The following is a 19,451-nucleotide window of genomic DNA, read 5'->3' on the forward strand; positions in this document are numbered from 1 at the left end:
TGTGTCCCAATCGTTTTCCCGTCGACAAATCCTGGGTGGTCTTGCCGGTCTCGCGGTGGTGGGCGTCGGTGCCGGTGGCGCCTATCGCTACTGGCTCGGGAAGGTGGCCGAGGCCGAGGCGGGGCACGATTACGAGCTGATCGCCGCGCCGCTGGACGTGGAGCTGGTGCCGGGGCACAAGACCCAGGCCTGGGCCTTCGGCCCTTCGGCGCCGGGCACCGAGTTGCGGGTGCGCCAGGGTGAATGGCTGCGGGTACGCTTTATCAACCACCTGCCGGTCGCCACCACCATCCACTGGCATGGCATACGCCTGCCGCTGGAAATGGACGGCGTGCCGTATGTCTCGCAATTGCCGGTACTGCCGGGCGAATACTTCGACTACAAATTCCGCGTGCCCGATGCCGGCAGCTATTGGTATCACCCCCACGTGAACAGCAGCGAAGAACTGGGCCGTGGCCTGGTGGGCCCGCTGATCATCGAGGAGCGCGAACCCACCGGTTTCAAGCACGAACGCACCCTGAGCCTGAAAAGCTGGCACGTGGACGAAGAGGGCGCTTTTGTCGCCTTCAGCATTCCCCGCGAAGCGGCCCGGGGCGGCACCGCCGGACGCCTGTCGACCATCAATGGCGTGTCCCAGGCGGTGATTGATTTGCCGGCCGGGCAGATCACCCGTGTGCGCCTGCTCAACCTCGATAACACCCTGACCTATCGCATCAACATCCCCGACGTTGAAGCGCAGATCTATGCCCTGGACGGCAACCCCATCGAACCGCGCCCGCTGGGCAAGGAATACTGGCTCGGCCCTGGCATGCGCATCTGCCTGGCGATCAAGGCGCCGCCCGCCGGTGAAGAATTGTCGATCCGCAACGGCCCGGTACGCCTGGGCACCTTCCGCTCGGTGGCCAGCACCGACACGGCGACCGAATGGCCGCCTGCGTTGCCGGCGAACCCGATTGCCGAGCCGGACCTGGCCAATGCCGAGAAACTCAACTTCAATTTCGAATGGGTTGGATCGGTCTCGGTGAACGTGGACAATAAGCCACCGAGCCTGTGGCAGATCAACGGCCAGGCCTGGGACATCACCGACAAGACCTGCGCCGACCGCCCGATTGCCAAGCTTGCAAAGGGCAAGAGCTACATTTTCGAATTGAAGAACATGACCCAGTACCAACACCCGATCCACCTGCACGGCATGAGTTTCAAGGTCATCGCCTCGAACCGCCACAAGGTGATTCCGTACTTCACCGACACCTACCTGCTGGGCAAGAACGAGCGTGCCCGCGTGGCGCTGGTGGCGGATAACCCGGGTGTCTGGATGTTCCACTGCCATGTGATCGACCACATGGAAACCGGCCTGATGGCCGCCATCGAGGTGGCGTGATGCGCCAGTTTCGCCCCACGGCGATTATCGACCGCAGCCGCGACCAGGACTTCATGCGTGAAGCGCTGGCCCTGGCTGCCCAGGGTGCCGCGCTGGGCGAAGTGCCGGTGGGCGCGGTGCTGGTGCAGGACGGCGAAGTAATCGGGCGCGGCTTCAACTGCCCCATCAGCGGCAACGACCCCAGTGCGCATGCCGAGATGGTCGCGATTCGGGCCGCTGCTCAGGCCGTCAGCAATTACCGGCTGCCGGGCAGCACGCTCTACGTCACGCTGGAGCCGTGCAGCATGTGCGCCGGGCTGATCGTGCATTCACGGATTGCCCGGGTGGTGTACGGCGCGCTGGAGCCGAAAGCCGGGATTGTGCAAAGCCAGGGGCAGTTTTTTACCCAGGGCTTTCTCAACCATCGGGTGCTGTATGAGGGCGGGGTGTTGGCCGAGGAGTGCGGGACGGTGTTGAGCGAGTTCTTCAAGGCGCGAAGAGCCAAAGGCTGACGCGATACCCTGTGGCGAGGGAGCTTGCTCCCGCTGGGCTGCGTAGCGGCCCCAAAATCTGGGGAGCGCTGCGCACTCCAGCGGGAGCAAGCTCCCTCGCCACAACAGCAGTCTTATTTCTTCAACACAACAGCAGTCTTATTTCTTCGCGACAATCACCGCCCGCATCGGCGCCGGTAGCCCTTCGATGGTCTTGCTGTGATCTTCTGGGTCCAGGAAGTCGCTGAGGGACTGATACTTCATCCACGCCGTGCCGCGCTGTTCCTCGACCGTGGTCACGCTCACGTCCACACAGCGCACCTCACTGAAGCCCGCACGCCGCAGCCACAGCATCAGCGCCGGCACCGACGGCAGGAACCAAACGTTGCGCATCTGCGCGTAGCGGTCTTCCGGCACCAGCACTTGCTGCTGATCGCCTTCAACCACCAGCGTCTCCAGCACCAGCTCCCCACCCTTGACCAGGCAATCCTTCAGCGCCAGCAAATGCTCGATGGGCGAGCGGCGATGGTAGAACACGCCCATGGAAAATACCGTGTCGAAGCCTTCCATGTTCGACGGCAGGTCTTCAAACGGAAATGGCAGGTGCCAGGCCTTGGGCGTCGGCAGATAACGCTGCACCGCCTGGAACTGGCAGAAGAACAACCAGTTCGGGTCGACGCCAATCACACTGTCGGCGCCGGCGCCGAGCATGCGCCACATGTAATAGCCGTTGCCGCAACCCACATCGAGGATGCGTTTGCCCTTGAGGTCCAGGTGCGGCGCGACCCGCGACCATTTCCAGTCCGAGCGCCATTCGGTGTCCACGTGCACGCCGAACAGATCGAACGGCCCCTTGCGCCACGGGCAAAGGCCCATCAGCGCAGTACGCATTTGCGCACGGGTGTCGTCGTCGCAATCGGTATCCAGCACCAGGCCGTTCAGCAGGTCGATTTCACTGGGCATGATCTTCGGCAGCGCATCCAGCGCGCTCTGCCAGCGTTCCAGGTCGCCATGACCCTTTTCCATCTTCGCATCGAGTTGCGCTTGCAGGCCCTGGGCCCAGACGGCCAGGGGAGTGCCGACCAGGTGGCGGGCGAGGGGAGACAGATCAATCATGGCAAGGCAATCAACGAGGCAAAGTTAAGACACTGGAACCACGGCACGACTTTCGAGAACCCAGCCGCCAGCAGGCGTTCGCGGTGTTCTTCGAGGCTGTCGGGCTTCATGACGTTTTCGATGGCGCTGCGCTTCTGGGCGATTTCCAGTTCGCTGTAGCCGTTGGCACGCTTGAAGGCGATGTGCAAATCGGTGAGCAGCGCATGTTCTTCCGGGTCATTGAAGCGCAGCTTTTCCGAAAGGATCAGCGCGCCGCCCGGCAGCAGCGATTGGCGAATGCGCGAGAGCAACGCCTGGCGTTGTTCGGGGGCGATGAATTGCAGGGTGAAGTTCAGCGCCACTACCGAAGCCGGCTGGAATTGCAGGGCGAGGATATCGCCCTCGATCACCTCCACCGGCAGCAACTCCTGGAACATCGAGTCCTGGCCGTTGAGGTATTCGCGGCAACGCTCGACCATCGCCGCCGAGTTATCCACAGCGATCACCCGACAACCGTCGGTGCGCACGTGACGGCGCAGGGCCTGGGTCACCGCGCCGAGGGATGAACCGAGGTCGTAGAGCACACTATTGGGCTGGGCAAACTGCGCCGCGAGTACGCCGAGGTTCTCGACGATGGTCGGGTAGCCGGGCACCGAGCGCTTGATCATGTCCGGGAAAACCCGCACCACGTCTTCGTTGAAGGCGAAGTCCGGCACCTGGGGCAGGGGCTGGGCGAATAGGCGATCGGGTTCTTTGCTCACGGCTGTTCCGGCGACGAAGGGGGAAAGCCGGGCATTTTAGCGTAGGAGCTGGCTTGCCGGCGATGTTCGTTAACGATGACGCGGACTTTCTGGATGAACGCGGCAACTGTGGGTTTTTTCGCTGGCAAGCCAGCTCCTACAGGTTGACGGTTTTTTTCTGAGGAAAGGAAGAGGCCGTAATGCCCCACTGCCCCAGCCAGTAGCTGACAATCAGCAAATACGGCGCCGCTTCAAACGCCACCACAAACCGATTGATCCCGATCAGCGTGTCGGAGAACACGAACGATGCCGCACCTGCCGCCGCCAGGTATGCCGAGCGCTTGGGCACTTCGCTGCCCAAGCGCGCCAACGCTCGCCACAGCATCGCGCTGATCACCAGCGCGTAAACCACCACCGGTACCAGCAATGGGCCAAGGCCGTGGGAAATCAGGATGCTCAGCAAGATCGCGCCGACGACCAGCGCCAGCACCAGCGGCAAAATCGCCGGGCGGCGGCAGTCGCTCAAGTAGGCTTTCAGGTACGCCAGGTGCGCGAACAAAAACGCACCGAGGCCGAAGATGAACAGGTCGCCGGGCCAGGCCAGCAGCACATCGCCCACCAGGGAAAAAATCAGCCCCAGGCTGATCCAGCGTCGATAGTCAGTGGGCGGCGCATCATGCAGCCAGCCCAGCAGCGCCAGTACCGGCAATGGCTTTACCAACAGGCAGAGCAGGGTGGCGTGGGTGCTCAGGCCGTAGATAAAGGTTACCGCCCCCATCAACGCAAGGATCATCCATGGCATATCAGTTCACCGTAATGGCGCAGTCGAAGGTTTCGGCCGGTTCAGCTTCCGGCTCCCAGGGTTGTTGTGAGGTGAGGCGCAAACGGCCCTGGCCGGCGTTGAAGGCCTGGAAGCGCCAGGTGGATTGGCCGCCACTGCCGACCACGCCGGTGTCGTCGGTGTTGCTGTAGACCTCGGGGCTCAGGCTGCGCAGCACGCCGCCGGCCGAGTCCTGGATGGCCCAGCGGTAACCGGTGGTGGGATTGCTGGGCAGGGTCAGGATCAGGTTTTGCCCGGTCTTGAGTTGCATCGGGCAGGCGCTCTGTTTTTCCACGGTGACGTTTTGCTTCGGCGCACTGGCGCAGGCGGCGAGCAGGCAAAGGCTCAGGGGGAGAAGCAGACGGGCAGCGGTCATGGGGGCTCCGTTGTTTGGCGACGAAGGGCGAGCATAACCGAAGATGAGACAAGGTGTGACAGATAGCGTTGTGTTGGCTGCACCGGCCTCTTCGCGAGCAAGCCCGCTCCCACATTCGACCGCATTCCAAAGCATGGACTCGGTCAAGTGTGGGAGCGGGCTTGCTCGCGAAGAGGCCAGCTCAGGCGCTACATAACTATCAGAACAACACCTTCGCCACATCCGCAAAGCGCTTGGCAAAGTGCACCGTCATCCCTTCCTTCAGGTACTCCGGCAGCTCTTCAAAGCTCCCCCGGTTAGGCTCCGGCAAGATCAACTCGTGAATCTTCTGGCGCCGCGCCGCAATCACCTTCTCGCGCACCCCGCCAATCGGCAGCACATGCCCGGTCAGCGTCAGTTCACCGGTCATCGCCACGCCTTTTTTCGGCGGCTGGTTACGCGCCAGCGACAGCAGCGCACTGGCCATGGTCACGCCCGCGCTCGGGCCGTCTTTCGGTGTGGCACCTTCCGGCACGTGCAGGTGCACGAAGGCTTCATCGAAGAACTTCGGGTCACCGCCAAACGACTTCAGGTTCGAGCTGATGTAGCTGTAGGCAATCTCGGCCGATTCCTTCATCACTTCACCCAGTTGCCCGGTGAGCTTGAAGCCACGGTTCAGCGTGTGGATGCGCGTCGCCTCGATCGGCAGGGTCGCGCCGCCCATGCTGGTCCAGGCCAGGCCGGTGATCACACCGGTGCCCGACAGCACTTGCTCGTTACGGAACACCGGCATGCCCAGGGAGGCTTCCAGGTCCTTGTTGCCGATCTTGATCACCGAGTCCGGCTCATCCAGCAGCTTGACCACCGCCTTGCGCACCAGTTTGCCCAGCTGTTTCTCCAACTGACGCACCCCGGCTTCGCGAGCGTAACCATCGATCAGGGCGCGCAGGGCGCCGTCGCTGATGGACAGGCTGTTTTTCGACACGCCGGCTTTTTCCAGCTGCTTGGGCCACAGGTGACGCTTGGCAATCGCGACCTTTTCTTCGGTGATGTAGCCCGACAGGCGAATCACTTCCATGCGGTCCAGCAACGGGCCGGGGATCGAATCCAGGGTGTTGGCGGTGCACACGAACAGCACTTTGGACAGGTCCAGGCGCAGGTCCAGGTAGTGGTCGAGGAATTCGACGTTCTGTTCCGGGTCGAGGGTTTCGAGCAGGGCCGAGGCCGGGTCGCCCTGGTAGCTCTGGCCCATCTTGTCGATCTCGTCGAGCATGATCACCGGGTTCATCACTTCCACATCTTTGAGGGCTTGCACCAACTTGCCCGGCATCGCACCGATGTAGGTGCGGCGATGCCCCTTGATCTCGGCCTCGTCACGCATGCCGCCGACGCTGAAGCGGTAGAACGGCCGGCCGAGGGATTCGGCAATCGATTTGCCGACACTGGTCTTGCCCACGCCCGGCGGGCCCACCAGCAACACGATGGAGCCGGCGACTTCGCCCTTATAGGCGCCCACGGCGAGGAACTCGAGGATGCGACTCTTGATGTCATCCAGGCCGGCGTGGTGTTTGTCGAGTACCTTGCGGGCGTGCTTGAGGTCGAGTTTGTCCTCGCCATACACGCCCCACGGCACCGAGGTGGCCCAGTCCAGGTAGTTGCGGGTGACCGCGTACTCCGGCGAACCGGTTTCCAGGATCGACAGCTTGTTCATTTCTTCGCTGATGCGTTTTTGCGCCTGGGTCGGCAGGACCTTGTCCACCAGGCGCTGTTCGAATTGCTCGACGTCGGCGCTGCGATCGTCCTTGGTCAGCCCCAGCTCTTGCTGGATGACCTTGAGTTGTTCCTTGAGGAAGAACTCGCGCTGGTGTTCGCCGATCTTGCGGTTCACTTCGGCGGAGATTTCTTTTTGCAGGCGCGCGACTTCGACTTCCTTGCGCAGCATCGGCAGGACTTTTTCCATGCGCTTGAGCATGGGCACGCAGTCCAGCACTTGCTGCAGTTCAGTGCCGGTGGCCGAGGTAAGGGCGGCGGCAAAGTCCGTCAGCGGCGACGGATCGTTGGGGCTGAAGCGGTTGAGGTAGTTCTTCAGTTCTTCGCTGTACAGCGGGTTGAGCGGCAGCAGTTCCTTGATCGCATTGATCAGCGCCATGCCGTAGGCCTTGACCTCGTCGGTCGGCTGGGTCGGCTGGTGCGGGTATTCGACTTCCACCAGGTACGGTGGGCGGTGGTGCTTGAGCCAGGTCTTGATCCGCACGCGGGTCAGGCCCTGGGCGACGAATTGCAGCTTGCCGTTTTCGCGGCTGGCGTGGTGCACCTTCACCAGGGTGCCGTACAGCGGCAGGCTGGAGGTGTCGAAGTGGCGCGGATCTTCAGGCGGGGTTTCCATGAAGAACAGGGCAAGGGAGTGGTGGTCGGACTTGCTCACCAGCTCCAGGGTTTCGGCCCACGGCTCTTCATTGACGATCACCGGCAACACTTGCGCCGGGAAGAAAGGCCGGTTGTGGATCGGGATGATGTAGACCTTGTCGGGCAGGTTTTGCCCTGGGAGGGCCAAGCCAGTGTTGGCGGAAGTGTGTTCAGCGTTTTCCGGGTCGGCGTAGTCGTTGAGGTCGATGTCCGGGAATTCTTGCTGGTCGCTCATGGGGCACCTGCATAAGGAAGTATGCAAGTTAGATGGGGCGGGTCGGCAGTGGTTTCAATGGGTGGGGTGAGATAGCAACATATTGCACAATATTTTCAAAAGCACCGCTGAACAAATGTGGGAGCGGGCTTGCTCGCGAAGGCGGTCTGTCAGTCGATGCATCTGTGACTGATGCGCCGCCTTCGCGAGCAAGCCCGCTCCCACATTTTCGATTGCATTTCGTCAGCTGAGTTTGTGCAAGTAGGCCGGTAAAGGTTGTTCAGGCAGCACCGACAGCACCTTCAAACGCTGCAACATCCGCTGCCGGGCCCGTTGCAGGTGCTCGCGCAGGTTCAGTGCGGCGGCGTCGAAGGCGCCATGCAGCAACAGCTCAAGGATCAGCCGGTGCTCGGCCAGCATCGCCGGATCGGCACCGATGCCCAGCAGCCGGTAGAAAATCCGGCTGATGATCATCGGGCTTTGCCCCTGGCGGATCAGCGCGGCGATCTTGCGATTTTGCAGGCCGGCGAGGCAGTGCTGGTGCAGGTCTTCCTCGATCTGCTCGATCTCTTCCAGGCTGCAATGGGCGCTGTTTTGCGCATCGAGCACGCGCTGCAACATGGCGTGCAGCAGGTCGCGGTCGAGGTTCGGCGCGCTCTGGCGCAGGGCTTCGGGCTCCAGGCAGGCGCGCAGTTCGTAGTCTTCGGTGACTTCCCGGGCAGTCAGTGGCCCGGCCAGCCATTGGGAATAGGGTTCCTTTTCCACCAGGCCACGGTCCCGCAGGCGCATCAGCGCTTCACGCACCACCGCGCGGCTGACGTTGTAGTGCTCGGCGGCGGCCTGTTCATCGAGGCGATAATGCCCGAAGGCGATACAGGTCGAGAGCGCCGCGCCGATTTCCTCGACGATGCGCTCCCCCAGTGGCCGGGTGTCCACCAATTCATCTTCACCGTTGAGGCCCAGGTGCGCATGGCTCAGGGGCAGGCGCAGCGGCTCCATGTCCAGGCCGTCGGGGTTGATCAGGTAACCCCGGCCATCAAAGCGGCAGATCAGTCCTTCGTCATGCAACAGGTTCAGCGCCTTGCGCACCGGCACCCGGCTGGTGCCGAACAATTCGGCCAGCGGCGCTTCCAGCAACACCAGGCCATGGCGGGCGGTGCCGTGGGTGATGGCGTCGCGCAGAACCTGGTGAATCATCGCGTAACGGGAAGCCGAGGCTGACACTGCTTTCATCGGGCTCTCTGGAGCAAACGGGTCGGTGGCCGGGGATTCTCTCATAGTTGCGCCTGTCACTCTGCGCCACGTCGGTGGCACTTTTTTGGGGCCTTCAGAGGGTTGATGTTACTTTTCTGCACCAAAATGTATTTATTAATAAAAGATACATTATTTCATTCCAGGCGAGCCTTAAACACCAGCCGATATTTCTTTTAATGCCTGAAACCCATCTAGCCCGTGGATCTGCTCCAAAGTGCCAGGTGTGGCAACCGAGCTGTCCACGAGACTGGCACGAAAGCTGCCTTTGTAAAATGTACATTTTATTAATATGTACATTTTTAAAAGGTCGTTCCCATGTCAGACGCCACTTCAATGGCCGAGGATTTCGCCAGCGGTCGCAGCGACCCGGTGCAGGTCCTGGAACAGGCACTTGCCCACGCGAGCATGGTCCCCGGCGTGTTCATCTCCCTGACCGCCGAGCGCGCCCGCCGTGAGGCCGAAGCGTCGGCTGCCCGTTGGCGTGCCGGCCAGCCGTTGAGCGTGTTCGACGGGGTGCCACTGGCCTGGAAAGATCTGTTCGATGTGGCCGGCAGCATTACCACGGCGGGCGCGGCCTATCGCCGTAATGCGCCGGCCGCCTTGCTGGACGCGCCAAGTGTGGGCCTGTTGTGCCGCGCCGGAATGGTCAGCGTCGGCAAGACCAATCTCAGCGAGCTGGCCTATTCCGGCCTGGGCCTGAACCCGCATTTCGGCACGCCGCACAACCCGGCCAGCGTCGATCAACCGCGGATTCCCGGCGGCTCGTCGTCGGGCTCGGCGGTCGCCGTGGCAGCCGGCATCGTGCCGATCGCCATGGGTACCGACACCGCCGGCTCCATCCGTATTCCGGCTGCGCTGAATGGCGTGGTCGGTTATCGCAGCAGTTGCCGGCGCTACAGCCGCGACGGCGTTTTCCCGCTGGCTCACACCCTCGACAGCCTCGGCCCGCTGACCCGCAGCGTGCGCGATGCACTGGCCATCGACGACCTGCTCAATGGTCGCGAGCAGCGCCCGCCACGCCCGCCCCGCAGCCTCAATGGCCAGCGGTTCTGGGTCGAGCAAAGTGTGCTGGAAGACGCACGGGTTGAACCTGCGGTGCGCGACAACCTGCAACGTTGTGTGGACCGATTGAAGGCAGAAGGCGCGCTGATTGACGTGCGCCCCTCGAAGACCTTCCAGGCCACCCTCGACCTGATCCTGCACCAGGGCTGGCTCGGCGCCTTCGAAGCCTTCGCCCTCCACGAAGCCCTGCTCGACAGCCCTGATGCCGAGCAACTCGACCCCCGCGTTCGCCGTCGCCTTGAAGCGGCCCGCACACTGCCGGCCAGCCAACTGCTGGCGCTGTACGACGCCCGTCGCCGCCTGCAACAGCAGCTTGTCGACGAACTCGACGGCGCGATCCTCATCACCCCCACCGTGGCCCATGTGGCCCCGGCCCTGGCGCCGTTGGAAGCCGACTTTGAGCTGTTCGTCAGCACCAACCTCGCCACCCTGCGCCTGACCATGCCCGGCAGCCTGCTGGACATGCCCGGCGTCAGCCTGCCCAGCGGCCGTGATGCCCTGGGCCTGCCCACCGGCCTGCTGCTCAGCGCCCCCAGCGGCGAAGACGCGCGCCTGCTTCGGGCCGCGCTGTCAGTAGAAACCGCACTCACTTTTTAAGGAGACACATCATGGCTAAAGACATCCTCTGTGCATTTGGCGTCGACGTCGACGCGGTCGCCGGCTGGCTCGGTTCCTATGGCGGCGAAGATTCCCCAGACGACATTTCCCGCGGCCTGTTCGCCGGTGAAATCGGTGCGCCACGCCTGCTCAAATTGTTCGAGCGCTACGGCCTGCGCACCACCTGGTTTATTCCCGGCCACTCGATGGAAACCTTCCCCGAGCAGATGAAGGCGGTGGCCGACGCCGGTCACGAAATCGGTGTGCACGGCTACAGCCACGAAAACCCGATTGCGATGACGGCCGAGCAGGAAGAAATCGTCCTCGACAAGTCCATCGAGCTGATCACCCAGGTCACCGGCAAACGCCCCACCGGCTACGTCGCGCCGTGGTGGGAATTCAGCAAGGTCACCAACGAACTGCTGCTGAAAAAAGGCATCAAGTACGACCACAGCCTGATGCACAACGACTTCCACCCGTACTACGTGCGCAAGGGCGACACCTGGACCAAGATCGACTACAGCCAGCACCCCGACACCTGGATGAAACCCCTTGTGCGCGGCGAAGAAACCGACCTGGTGGAGATCCCGGCCAACTGGTACCTAGACGACCTGCCGCCGATGATGTTCATCAAGAAAGCCCCGAACAGCCATGGCTTCGTCAACCCGCGTCACCTCGAAGAAATGTGGCGCGACCAGTTCGACTGGGTCTACCGCGAGCACGAACACGCGGTGTTCACCATGACTATCCACCCCGACGTGTCCGGCCGCCCGCAAGTGCTGCTGATGCTTGAGCGGCTGATCGAACACATCCAGAGCCATGCCGGCGTGCGCTTCGTCACTTTCGACGAAATCGCCGACGACTTTATCCGCCGCCAACCGCGTACCTGACACCCGTACCTAAACCCTGGCCAACCTCCCGAGGCGCGATTCATGTCTATCTACAACAAGCTTGATCTGACTGGCTGGAAACCCCGGCAACTGACGCCCAAGGAGGTGCGTTTCGCCACCTGGATCGCGTTTTTCGCCTGGGTGTTTGCGGTGTATGACTTCATCCTTTTCGGCACCTTGCTGCCGGAAATCGGGCGGCACTTTAACTGGGGTGAAGTGGAGCAGGCGGAGATTGCGACATGGGTGGCGGTAGGCACCGCCGTGGTCGCGCTGGCCATCGGTCCGATCGTGGACAAACTGGGTCGGCGCAAAGGGATTATTTTCACCGTGGCCGGTTCGGCGATCTGCTCGGCGCTCACCGCCATTGGTGGTGCGTGGGGCAAGTCGTCGCTGATCCTGATCCGTTCGCTGGGCGGCCTGGGGTATGCCGAGGAAACCGTCAACGCGACTTACCTGAGCGAACTGTACGCGGCTTCCGATGATCCAAAACTGGCCAAGCGTCGCGGCTTTATCTACAGCCTGGTGCAGGGCGGCTGGCCGGTGGGCGCGTTGATCGCGGCGGGTTTGACCGCGCTGTTGCTGCCGGTGATTGGCTGGCAGGGGTGCTTCGTGTTTGCGGCGATCCCGGCGATTGTCATCGCGGTCATGGCGCGCAAGCTCAAGGAAAGCCCGCAGTTCCAGATTCACCAGCGCATCAGCGAGCTGCGTAAAAGCGGCGCGGTGAAAGAAGCGCAAAACGTCGCTGTGACCTACGGCGTGGACTATGACGAACACAGCAAGGCCGGCCTCAAGGCCGCATTCCGTGGCCCGGCCCGCCGTGCAACCCTGGTGATCGGTGCGGCGCTGCTGCTCAACTGGGCGGCGATCCAGGTGTTCAGCGTGCTGGGTACGTCGGTGATCGTCAGCGTGCACCACATCTCGTTCGAGAACTCGCTGATCATCCTCGTGCTGTCGAACCTGGTGGGCTACTGCGGCTACCTCAGCCACGGCTGGATGGGCGACAAGATCGGCCGGCGCAATGTCATCGGCCTGGGCTGGATGCTCGGCGGGCTGTCGTTTGCCGGGATGCTGTTTGGCCCGAGCAACATGGCGATGGTGGTGGGGCTGTACAGCCTGGGCCTGTTCTTCCTGATCGGGCCGTACTCGGCGGCGCTGTTTTTCATCAGTGAAAGTTTTCCCACCAGCATCCGGGCTACCGGTGGCGCGATTATCCATGCCATGGGGCCGATTGGTGCGGTGGTTGCCGGGTTCGGCGCGACCCAGGTGTTGTCGGCCGGGAGTGACTGGCAGACCGCTGCGCTGTGGTTTGGCGCAGTGCCGTGCTTCCTCTCCGGTGCGTTGATGTTTGCCGCGCGCCATGTGCGTCCGGAAACCGTCCAGTAAGGAGTTGATTCGATGAGTCGTAAAGTTGCATTGATTACCGGTGCCGCCAGCGGCATCGGCCAGGCCCTCGCGGTGGCGTATGCCCGCAGCGGCGTGGCGGTGGTGGGTGGGTATTACCCGGCCGATCCCCATGACCCGCATCACACGGTTGCGCTGGTGGAAGAGGCGGGCGGTGAATGCCTGATGTTGCCGCTGGACGTGGGCGATACAACCTCGGTGGATAACCTGGCGGCGCAGGCGGTCCAGCACTTCGGTCGCCTCGATTACGCGGTGGCCAACGCCGGTTTGTTACGCCGTGCGCCACTGCTGGAGATGACCGACGAGCTGTGGAACGAGATGCTCAACGTCGACCTGACCGGGGTGATGCGCACCTTCCGGGCGGCAACCCGGCACATGCATGAAGGCGGTGCGCTGGTGGCGATTTCGTCGATTGCCGGTGGCGTGTATGGCTGGCAGGAGCACGCGCACTATGCGGCGGCCAAGGCCGGTGTGCCGGGGTTGTGTCGGTCGCTGGCGGTGGAATTGGCGCCGTTGGGGATTCGTTGCAACGCGGTGATTCCGGGGTTGATCGAGACGCCGCAGTCGCTGGACGCGAAGAACTCCCTCGGGCCGGAAGGGCTGGCGAAAGCGGCGCGGGCGATTCCGTTGGGCCGGGTCGGGCGGGCGGATGAAGTGGCGTCCCTGGTGCGGTTTTTGACCAGTGAGGAGTCGAGCTACCTGACCGGGCAGAGCATTGTGATTGATGGTGGCTTGACCGTGCGCTGGCCGGACTAACCCCCAGTTTTAAGCCGGACTCGCTCCAAATGTGGGAGCGGGCTTGCTCGCGAAAGCGGAGAGCCAGCCAATACATGCGGAACTGATCCACCGCATTCGCGAGCAAGTCGAATCGTCGCACCGCCGCTCCCACATTTTTGACCGCGTTCGCCGTTTGATTATTTCAGGAGTTCACCATGCCCCAACTCGCTAACCGCCGTGCTGTGATCACCGGTGCCGGCAGCGGCATCGGCGCCGCCATCGCCCGTGCCTACGCCGTCGAAGGCGCGCACCTGTTGCTGGCCGACCGCGATGCCGCCACCCTCGCCGAAACCGCCATCACCTGCCGCAACCTCGGCGCCGAAGTCCTCGAATGCGTGGCCGATGTCGGCACCGTCGACGGCGCCCAGGCCAGCGTCGATGCCTGCGTCACCCACTACGGCGGCATCGACATCCTGGTCAACAACGCCGGCATGCTGACCCAGGCCCGTTGCGTCGACCTGACCCTGGACATGTGGAACGACATGCTGCGCGTCGACCTCACCAGCGTGTTCGTCGCCAGCCAGCGCGCCTTGCCTCACATGATCGCCCAGCGCTGGGGCCGGATCATCAATGTCGCCTCGCAACTGGGGATCAAGGGCGGCGCCGAGTTGACGCACTATGCGGCGGCCAAGGCCGGGGTGATCGGCTTCACTAAATCCCTGGCCCTGGAAGTGGCCAAGGACAACGTACTGGTCAACGCCATCGCACCCGGGCCCATCGAAACGCCATTGGTAGGCGGCATCAGCGACACCTGGAAACGCGCCAAGGCCGCCGAGTTGCCCCTGGGTCGTTTCGGCCTGGCGGACGAAGTCGCGCCGACTGCCGTGCTGCTGGCCAGCGAGCCGGGCGGCAATCTGTTCGTCGGCCAGACCCTTGGCCCGAACTCCGGCGACGTCATGCCATGAGCGGGTATTAAGCATGTGCGGACTCTGCGGCCTGTTGGGCGAAGACCTGCACTGGAGCGACCCTTTGGGCGATGAATTGCCGCGCCGACGCGAACGTCTGCGCCGAATCGCGGCGATCAACCAGGTGCTGGCGGTGTTCCGGCTCAAGGTCGAAGACTTCCAGGGCGCGTCCTATCTGCTGCTGGGCGCCACCGGCAAACAGGAACTGGCCAGCGGCCTGGATCAATTGTGGCGGGCGGCAGAGACCATGCTCGGTCGACCGCTGGACCCGTTGGACCCGCGCCTGCTCGATCATCTGGAACTGTAGGAGCCCGGCTTGCCGGCGATGGCGTCCTTGATATCGCCATCGCCGGCAAGCCGGACTCCTGCGGGGGCATCATTGAGGTAGAACTATGAGCATCGCGCTAAACGTCATCACCGGCTTCCTCGGCAGCGGCAAGACCACCTTGCTCAAGCGCCTGCTGCAAGGTGAAAGCCTCGGCGACACGGCGTTGCTGATCAATGAGTTCGGCGACGTCGGCATCGACCACCTGCTGGTGGAGGAAGTCGCGCCGGACACGGTGCTGCTGCCCAGCGGCTGCGTGTGCTGTTCGATTCGCGGCGAGTTGAAAGACGCCTTGCTCGGCCTGTTGCAGCGTCGTGAGCGGGGCGAGATTCCGCCCTTCAAGCGGGTGATCCTGGAAACCACCGGCCTGGCCGACCCGGCGCCAATCCTCGCGACCTTGAACAACGACGTGCAACTGCGCGGGCGCTTTCATATCGGCCTGGTGGTGACGCTGGTGGACGCCAGCCACGCCGCTTTGCAAGAGCGCCTGCACCCGGAATGGCTGGCGCAAGTGGCCGCTGCCGATCGCCTGCTGTTGAGCAAGACCGACCTCGTCGAAGACTGTGGCCCGTTGCGCTTGCACTTGCAGGCACTGAACGCCGGCACGCCGATCCTCAATACCTGCGATATCGACAGCGGTGAACAACTGCTGCTTGGCGAAGGCCTGCGCAGTGCCGAGCCCGCTGCAGAAGTCCGCCGCTGGAAACTCCATCAAACCACCGCCGCCAACCACGGCGCTGCGCAAGTCTGTTGCCTGACCTTCGATCAGCCGCTGGATTGGGTCGGTTTCGGGGTCTGGTTATCGATGCTGTTAAGATGCCACGGCGAACGTATTCTTCGCGTCAAAGGACTGCTCAACGTGAACGCCAGTAACGCTCCCATCGTCATTCATGGCGTGCAGCATTGTCTGCATGCCCCGGTTCACCTGCCTGCCTGGCCGGGGACCGATCGGCAATCGCGCTTGGTGTTTATCCTGCGCGGGCTTGACCCGGCTCTGCTGCGGCGCTCCTTTGAAGTGTTCTCCAGAAGGTTCGCCGCATGATCACGCTTCGCGTCCTCGGCACCTCGGTGACCTTGCTCGAAACCTTGCGTGTGCGAGCGGAAAAAGAGCTGGGCATTCGCCTGGTGTACCAAGTGCATGATGTCGAGCAGGCCCAGCGCATTGCGGTGATGCAGCCTGACAGCTACGACCTCTACGACCAGTGGTTTCACAACGTCGACTTCGTGTGGCCGGCGCGGGCGATCCAGCCGATCGACACCCGGCGCATCGCGCTGTGGCACGAGATCAACGACCTGCCCAAGCGCGGACGCTTGTCCGCCAACGACCGTCTGGGCAGCGGCAGTGTGCCCAGCGAGCGCCTCTTCGTGCAGCACGACGGCAGCCTCGGCAGCACCGTGACCGAACGCATCAGCATGCTGCCCCTGACCCACAACGCCGACAGTTTCGCCTACCGCCCCGAGCGCTTGCCCGAAGGGTTCAACCGCGGCAACGAGAGTTGGGGCTGGTTGCTGGACCCGGCCTGGGGCGCACGCACTGCGTTGCAGAGCGACGCCGCCATCGGCGCCCTGGACGCGGCGCTGGCCGTGCAAGGCGCGGGCCTCGCGAGCTTCAAGGACATCGGCAACATGAGCATCGAAGAGATCGATGTACTGGCCGATATCCTGGTGCGTAAACAGAAGGAAGGCCACTTCGCGGCGTTCTGGTCCGATGACGAGGAAGCCGCGCAACTGATGCTCAGCCCGAGCATCGATATCCAGAGCCTGTGGTCACCGACCCTGATGCGCCTGCATCGGGCCGGGGTCAAATACCGCCTGGCGGTGCCCCGTGAAGGCTATCGCGCCTGGTTCGGCGGGTTGTCGCTGTCGCGCCATGCCAGGGGCCCGGTGCTGGATGCGGCCTATGCCTACCTCAACTGGTGGCTGTCCGGCTGGCCGGGTGCGGTGATGGCGCGCCAGGGTTATTACATCGGCAACCCGGCTCGCAGCCGTGATCACCTGAGCAGTGCCGAATGGGACTACTGGTACGCCGGGCTGCCCGCCCGGGAAGAGCTGTTGGGCAGCGATGGCTTGCCGCTGATCGATGTGGGTGACGTGCGCGACGGCGGTTCCTATGAACAGCGCATGGGGCATATCGCGGTGTGGAACTCGGTGATGGATGAGCACAACTATCTCGTGCGGCGTTGGGGGGACTTCATGCGGGCGCGAACGTCGTAACGGCAGCCTGTCGCCAAATTAATGACATATAAACTCCCGTATTTATTGGGTGCACTTCTTCTCTTGCGCAGCTAATCTGGATAATTCAAATATCCCTGTAAAAAGGATATTTATTTGACGCCGGTTCAGCTATCGCGAGGGACGCGTATGACGAAGGGACGTTTCGGCTGGAGGGGGCAGGCGCTGCCAGAGGGCAACAGAATGAGGTGGCGCCATACGTTTCAAACCCGGATTGCCGGGGTGCTGGCGCTGCTGTTGCTGGTGGTCGTGGCGGCGGTGTATTTCGCGGTGAAGACCGCCACCAATCGCGCCGTGGAAAACCAGGCCCAGGTGCAGCTGGAAACCGGCAGCCAGGTGTTCGAACGCCTGCTCGACCTGCGTGGCCGGCGCCTGCAATACGGCTTGAACTGGCTGACGGCGGACCTGCCGTTTCGCCAGGCTGTCGCCGATGGCGAGCCCGACGCGATTCTCGCGACCCTGCGCCGGCATGGCACCGGCCTGAGTTCCAGCGAGGTATTTGTGTTGGGGCTCGACGGCCGCGTGATGGTCAGCACGTTACCGGCGCTGACGTCCGGCCAGGCCTTTCCCTATAACGATGCCTTGCGCCAGGCCCGGCGCAGCGGCCTGCAAATGTTGATCGTGGCCCTGGATGGCCGGCCTTTCCTGCTGGTGCAACAGGAAGTCGTCGACCCCGCGCCGATCGCCCGTGTCGCCATGGGCTTTCCGATGGACGAAATCTTTGCCAGTGAATTGCGCTCCATGAGCAACCTGGAAGTGTCGTTCATCAGCGCGCAGCATGGTCAGCCCGGCGAATTGTTCAGTACTCAGCCCGAGGCGCTACAGGCGTCGATTGCCAGCGACCTGCAGGGCGCGTACATCACTCCGGTGGCGCAATTGAACCTGTTCCACGGCCAGCGCTATCTCAGCCAGGTGCTGCCGTTGGGCAACACGGCAGACGGTGGCGAGGTCCGGGTGCTGCTGCAAAGCCCGCTGGACCACGCCCTTGAATCCTTCGCGCCGCTGGACCGGCAATTTCTCGCGATCGCCCTGGTGGTGCTGCTGGTGTCGCTCGCGGGTGCGTTGTTTCTGGCGCGGCGGGTTTCACGCCCACTCAATGCGTTGGTGCAGGCGGCCGAACGCATCGGGGCCGGTGACTACCGCACACCGGTACAGGTGCGCAGCCACGATGAATTCGGCCTGCTGGCCCAGGCCTTCAACGCCATGCAAACCGGGATCGCGGTACGCGAGCGACAACTGGCCCACAACGCCTTGCACGACCCGCTCACCGGCCTGCCTAACCGCGCGCTGGCCATGGAGCGCCTGGGCAGCGCCATCAGCGCTGGCCGGCCGGTGGTGTTGCTGTACCTGGGGATTGAAAACTACCGGGTGATCAACGAAGGCTACGGCCCGGAAGGCGTGGAAGAAATGCTCCGCGAAGCCAGCCGCTGCCTGCTGTCGAGCCTGTCGGCCAGCGACACCGCCGCGCGCATCACCGGCAGCGAGTTTTTGCTGCTGCTGGAAAACACTGCGATCGACCGCGCGGTGGCCCTGGCTGACCGCTTGTATGGGCTGCTCACCGAACCCCAGCGCATTGGTGGCGATGAATTGCGCCACGAAGTGAGCATCGGCATCGCCGCCTACCCGGCCGACGGCCAGCAGGTTGAAGAGCTGATCAGCCGCGCCGCGATTGCCCGCCACGATGCGGCAGCGTTCCCGGGTTACTTACAGATCTACCAGCAGGACCGCGACCTCGCCCATCAACGCCAAATCAGCCTGATTCGTGACCTGCGCCGGGCGCCGACGGAGGGCGAGTTGTACCTGTGTTACCAGCCCAAGCTCGACCTGCACCATGGCCATGTGCGCCAGGCCGAAGCGCTGTTGCGCTGGCAGCACCCGACCCTGGGCCTGGTGTCGCCGGCCGAGTTCATTCCCCTGGCCGAGCGCACCGGCAGCATGGGCAGCCTGACCCAGTGGGTGATCGAAGAAGCCATTCGCCAACTGGCCGAGTGGGCGGTGCGCGGGTTGGAGGTGCAGTTGTCGGTGAACATCTCGGTGGATGACCTGGCCGATGACGGCCTGGCCCCGCGGGTGACCGAGTTGCTGGCGCACTACCGGGTATCGGCCCGGCAACTGATTTTCGAAATCACCGAAAGCGCGATCATGCACAACCCGGCCCAGGCCCTCAGCGTGCTGGAGCAACTGCGCGCTTGTGGCATCAGCCTGTCGGTGGATGACTTCGGCACCGGCTATTCATCCCTGGCGCAACTGCAACGCCTGCCGGTGCAGGAATTGAAGATCGACCAGTCGTTTGTGCGCAACCTCGACAGCACTTCCGGCGACGGCGTGATCGTGCGCTCGACCATCGAAATGAGCCACAACCTGGGGCTCAAGGTGGTGGCCGAAGGGGTGGAGTTCGAGCCCAGCCTCAAGCTGCTCAAGCTCTGGAAGTGCGACACGGCCCAGGGCTATCTGATCAGCCGGCCGTTGAATGCCATGGCGTTTGAGATGTGGATGCGCCGCGAGCGCGTGCCGGTCTAGGGCGTCG

The 19,451-nt window shown here is 63.2% G+C and carries 17 protein-coding genes; 11 read left to right on the plus strand and 6 right to left on the minus strand.

Annotated elements, in window-relative coordinates:
* The first annotated feature begins 1 nt into the window (after position 1).
* Positions 2-1,381, plus strand: a complete 1,380-nt coding sequence (locus HX824_RS20720) for a multicopper oxidase family protein (RefSeq protein ID WP_087695164.1) — start codon at positions 2-4, stop codon at positions 1,379-1,381.
* Positions 1,381-1,872, plus strand: coding sequence for a tRNA adenosine(34) deaminase TadA (tadA, locus tag HX824_RS20725; protein WP_003210422.1), 492 nt, complete (start codon positions 1,381-1,383; stop codon positions 1,870-1,872). Before HX824_RS20720 ends, tadA begins: the two co-directional genes overlap by 1 nt.
* Before the next feature lie 138 nt (positions 1,873-2,010).
* Here the strand turns inward: tadA and cmoB are convergent, their stop codons facing one another.
* The 6 genes from cmoB to HX824_RS20755 all read right to left on the minus strand — a co-directional run bounded on the left by cmoB (position 2,011) and on the right by HX824_RS20755 (position 8,714).
* A complete protein-coding gene (cmoB, locus tag HX824_RS20730) occupies positions 2,011-2,967 on the minus strand; it encodes a tRNA 5-methoxyuridine(34)/uridine 5-oxyacetic acid(34) synthase CmoB (RefSeq protein WP_177008181.1) in 957 nt (318 codons plus the stop codon).
* Positions 2,964-3,707, minus strand: coding sequence for a carboxy-S-adenosyl-L-methionine synthase CmoA (gene cmoA / locus HX824_RS20735; protein ID WP_003210418.1), 744 nt, complete (start codon positions 3,705-3,707; stop codon positions 2,964-2,966). The genes cmoB and cmoA overlap by 4 nt, the downstream gene beginning before the upstream one ends.
* 136 nt (positions 3,708-3,843) lie before the next feature.
* Positions 3,844-4,488, minus strand: a complete 645-nt coding sequence (locus HX824_RS20740) for a lysoplasmalogenase (RefSeq protein ID WP_102605186.1) — start codon at positions 4,486-4,488, stop codon at positions 3,844-3,846.
* A gap of 1 nt (position 4,489) precedes the next feature.
* On the minus strand, positions 4,490-4,882 hold the full coding sequence (locus HX824_RS20745; RefSeq protein ID WP_177055014.1) for a protease inhibitor I42 family protein: 393 nt from the start codon (positions 4,880-4,882) through the stop codon (positions 4,490-4,492).
* A 199-nt stretch (positions 4,883-5,081) separates the two neighbouring features.
* A complete protein-coding gene (lon, locus tag HX824_RS20750; protein ID WP_003210412.1) occupies positions 5,082-7,502 on the minus strand; it encodes an endopeptidase La in 2,421 nt (806 codons plus the stop codon).
* A 222-nt stretch (positions 7,503-7,724) separates the two neighbouring features.
* Positions 7,725-8,714 carry a GntR family transcriptional regulator gene (locus tag HX824_RS20755; protein ID WP_003210410.1) on the minus strand — a complete coding sequence of 330 codons (990 nt, stop codon included), beginning with the start codon at positions 8,712-8,714 and terminating at the stop codon, positions 7,725-7,727.
* 336 nt (positions 8,715-9,050) lie between these two features.
* Between HX824_RS20755 and HX824_RS20760 the strand changes: the two genes are divergently transcribed.
* The 9 genes from HX824_RS20760 to HX824_RS20800 all read left to right on the plus strand — a co-directional run bounded on the left by HX824_RS20760 (position 9,051) and on the right by HX824_RS20800 (position 19,444).
* On the plus strand, positions 9,051-10,394 hold the full coding sequence (locus HX824_RS20760) for an amidase (protein WP_177055015.1): 1,344 nt from the start codon (positions 9,051-9,053) through the stop codon (positions 10,392-10,394).
* Positions 10,395-10,405: 11 nt separating this feature from the next.
* Positions 10,406-11,284, plus strand: a complete 879-nt coding sequence (locus tag HX824_RS20765) for a polysaccharide deacetylase (protein ID WP_003210406.1) — start codon at positions 10,406-10,408, stop codon at positions 11,282-11,284.
* A 42-nt stretch (positions 11,285-11,326) separates the two neighbouring features.
* Positions 11,327-12,667 carry an MFS transporter gene (locus HX824_RS20770; RefSeq protein WP_003210404.1) on the plus strand — a complete coding sequence of 447 codons (1,341 nt, stop codon included), beginning with the start codon at positions 11,327-11,329 and terminating at the stop codon, positions 12,665-12,667.
* Positions 12,668-12,679: 12 nt separating this feature from the next.
* A complete protein-coding gene (locus tag HX824_RS20775) occupies positions 12,680-13,441 on the plus strand; it encodes an SDR family NAD(P)-dependent oxidoreductase (protein WP_003210402.1) in 762 nt (253 codons plus the stop codon).
* A 176-nt stretch (positions 13,442-13,617) separates the two neighbouring features.
* Positions 13,618-14,367: an SDR family NAD(P)-dependent oxidoreductase gene (locus HX824_RS20780; RefSeq protein WP_102605933.1), complete on the plus strand. Its 750-nt coding sequence runs from the start codon at positions 13,618-13,620 to the stop codon at positions 14,365-14,367.
* A 13-nt stretch (positions 14,368-14,380) separates the two neighbouring features.
* Positions 14,381-14,674 (plus strand): hypothetical protein, encoded by a 294-nt coding sequence (locus HX824_RS20785; protein WP_087695160.1) that lies wholly within the window; start codon positions 14,381-14,383, stop codon positions 14,672-14,674.
* Between the two features lie 85 nt (positions 14,675-14,759).
* Positions 14,760-15,734, plus strand: a complete 975-nt coding sequence (locus HX824_RS20790) for a GTP-binding protein (RefSeq protein ID WP_177008177.1) — start codon at positions 14,760-14,762, stop codon at positions 15,732-15,734.
* Positions 15,731-16,906 (plus strand): PotD/PotF family extracellular solute-binding protein, encoded by a 1,176-nt coding sequence (locus HX824_RS20795; protein WP_177055016.1) that lies wholly within the window; start codon positions 15,731-15,733, stop codon positions 16,904-16,906. The genes HX824_RS20790 and HX824_RS20795 overlap by 4 nt, the downstream gene beginning before the upstream one ends.
* A gap of 201 nt (positions 16,907-17,107) precedes the next feature.
* A complete protein-coding gene (locus HX824_RS20800) occupies positions 17,108-19,444 on the plus strand; it encodes a bifunctional diguanylate cyclase/phosphodiesterase (RefSeq protein ID WP_008438502.1) in 2,337 nt (778 codons plus the stop codon).
* The last annotated feature ends 7 nt before the right edge of the window (positions 19,445-19,451 follow it).

The sequence above is a fragment of the Pseudomonas sp. D4002 genome, assembly GCF_013385665.1.
Classification (GTDB): Bacteria; Pseudomonadota; Gammaproteobacteria; order Pseudomonadales; family Pseudomonadaceae; genus Aquipseudomonas.

Excerpts from the sequence above, each read along its gene's own strand:
- HX824_RS20795 (WP_177055016.1), top strand. The coding sequence starts at position 15,731 with ATGATCACGCTTCGCGTCCTCGGCACCTCGGTGACCTTGCTCGAAACC.
- HX824_RS20765 (WP_003210406.1), top strand. The coding sequence starts at position 10,406 with ATGGCTAAAGACATCCTCTGTGCATTTGGCGTCGACGTCGACGCGGTC.
- tadA (WP_003210422.1), top strand. The coding sequence starts at position 1,381 with ATGCGCCAGTTTCGCCCCACGGCGATTATCGACCGCAGCCGCGACCAG.
- HX824_RS20745 (WP_177055014.1), bottom strand. The coding sequence starts at position 4,882 with ATGACCGCTGCCCGTCTGCTTCTCCCCCTGAGCCTTTGCCTGCTCGCC.
- lon (WP_003210412.1), bottom strand. The coding sequence starts at position 7,502 with ATGAGCGACCAGCAAGAATTCCCGGACATCGACCTCAACGACTACGCC.
- HX824_RS20790 (WP_177008177.1), top strand. The coding sequence starts at position 14,760 with ATGAGCATCGCGCTAAACGTCATCACCGGCTTCCTCGGCAGCGGCAAG.
- HX824_RS20740 (WP_102605186.1), bottom strand. The coding sequence starts at position 4,488 with ATGCCATGGATGATCCTTGCGTTGATGGGGGCGGTAACCTTTATCTAC.
- HX824_RS20800 (WP_008438502.1), top strand. The coding sequence starts at position 17,108 with ATGAGGTGGCGCCATACGTTTCAAACCCGGATTGCCGGGGTGCTGGCG.
- HX824_RS20770 (WP_003210404.1), top strand. The coding sequence starts at position 11,327 with ATGTCTATCTACAACAAGCTTGATCTGACTGGCTGGAAACCCCGGCAA.
- cmoB (WP_177008181.1), bottom strand. The coding sequence starts at position 2,967 with ATGATTGATCTGTCTCCCCTCGCCCGCCACCTGGTCGGCACTCCCCTG.
- HX824_RS20760 (WP_177055015.1), top strand. The coding sequence starts at position 9,051 with ATGTCAGACGCCACTTCAATGGCCGAGGATTTCGCCAGCGGTCGCAGC.
- HX824_RS20755 (WP_003210410.1), bottom strand. The coding sequence starts at position 8,714 with ATGAAAGCAGTGTCAGCCTCGGCTTCCCGTTACGCGATGATTCACCAG.
- HX824_RS20785 (WP_087695160.1), top strand. The coding sequence starts at position 14,381 with ATGTGCGGACTCTGCGGCCTGTTGGGCGAAGACCTGCACTGGAGCGAC.
- HX824_RS20775 (WP_003210402.1), top strand. The coding sequence starts at position 12,680 with ATGAGTCGTAAAGTTGCATTGATTACCGGTGCCGCCAGCGGCATCGGC.
- HX824_RS20780 (WP_102605933.1), top strand. The coding sequence starts at position 13,618 with ATGCCCCAACTCGCTAACCGCCGTGCTGTGATCACCGGTGCCGGCAGC.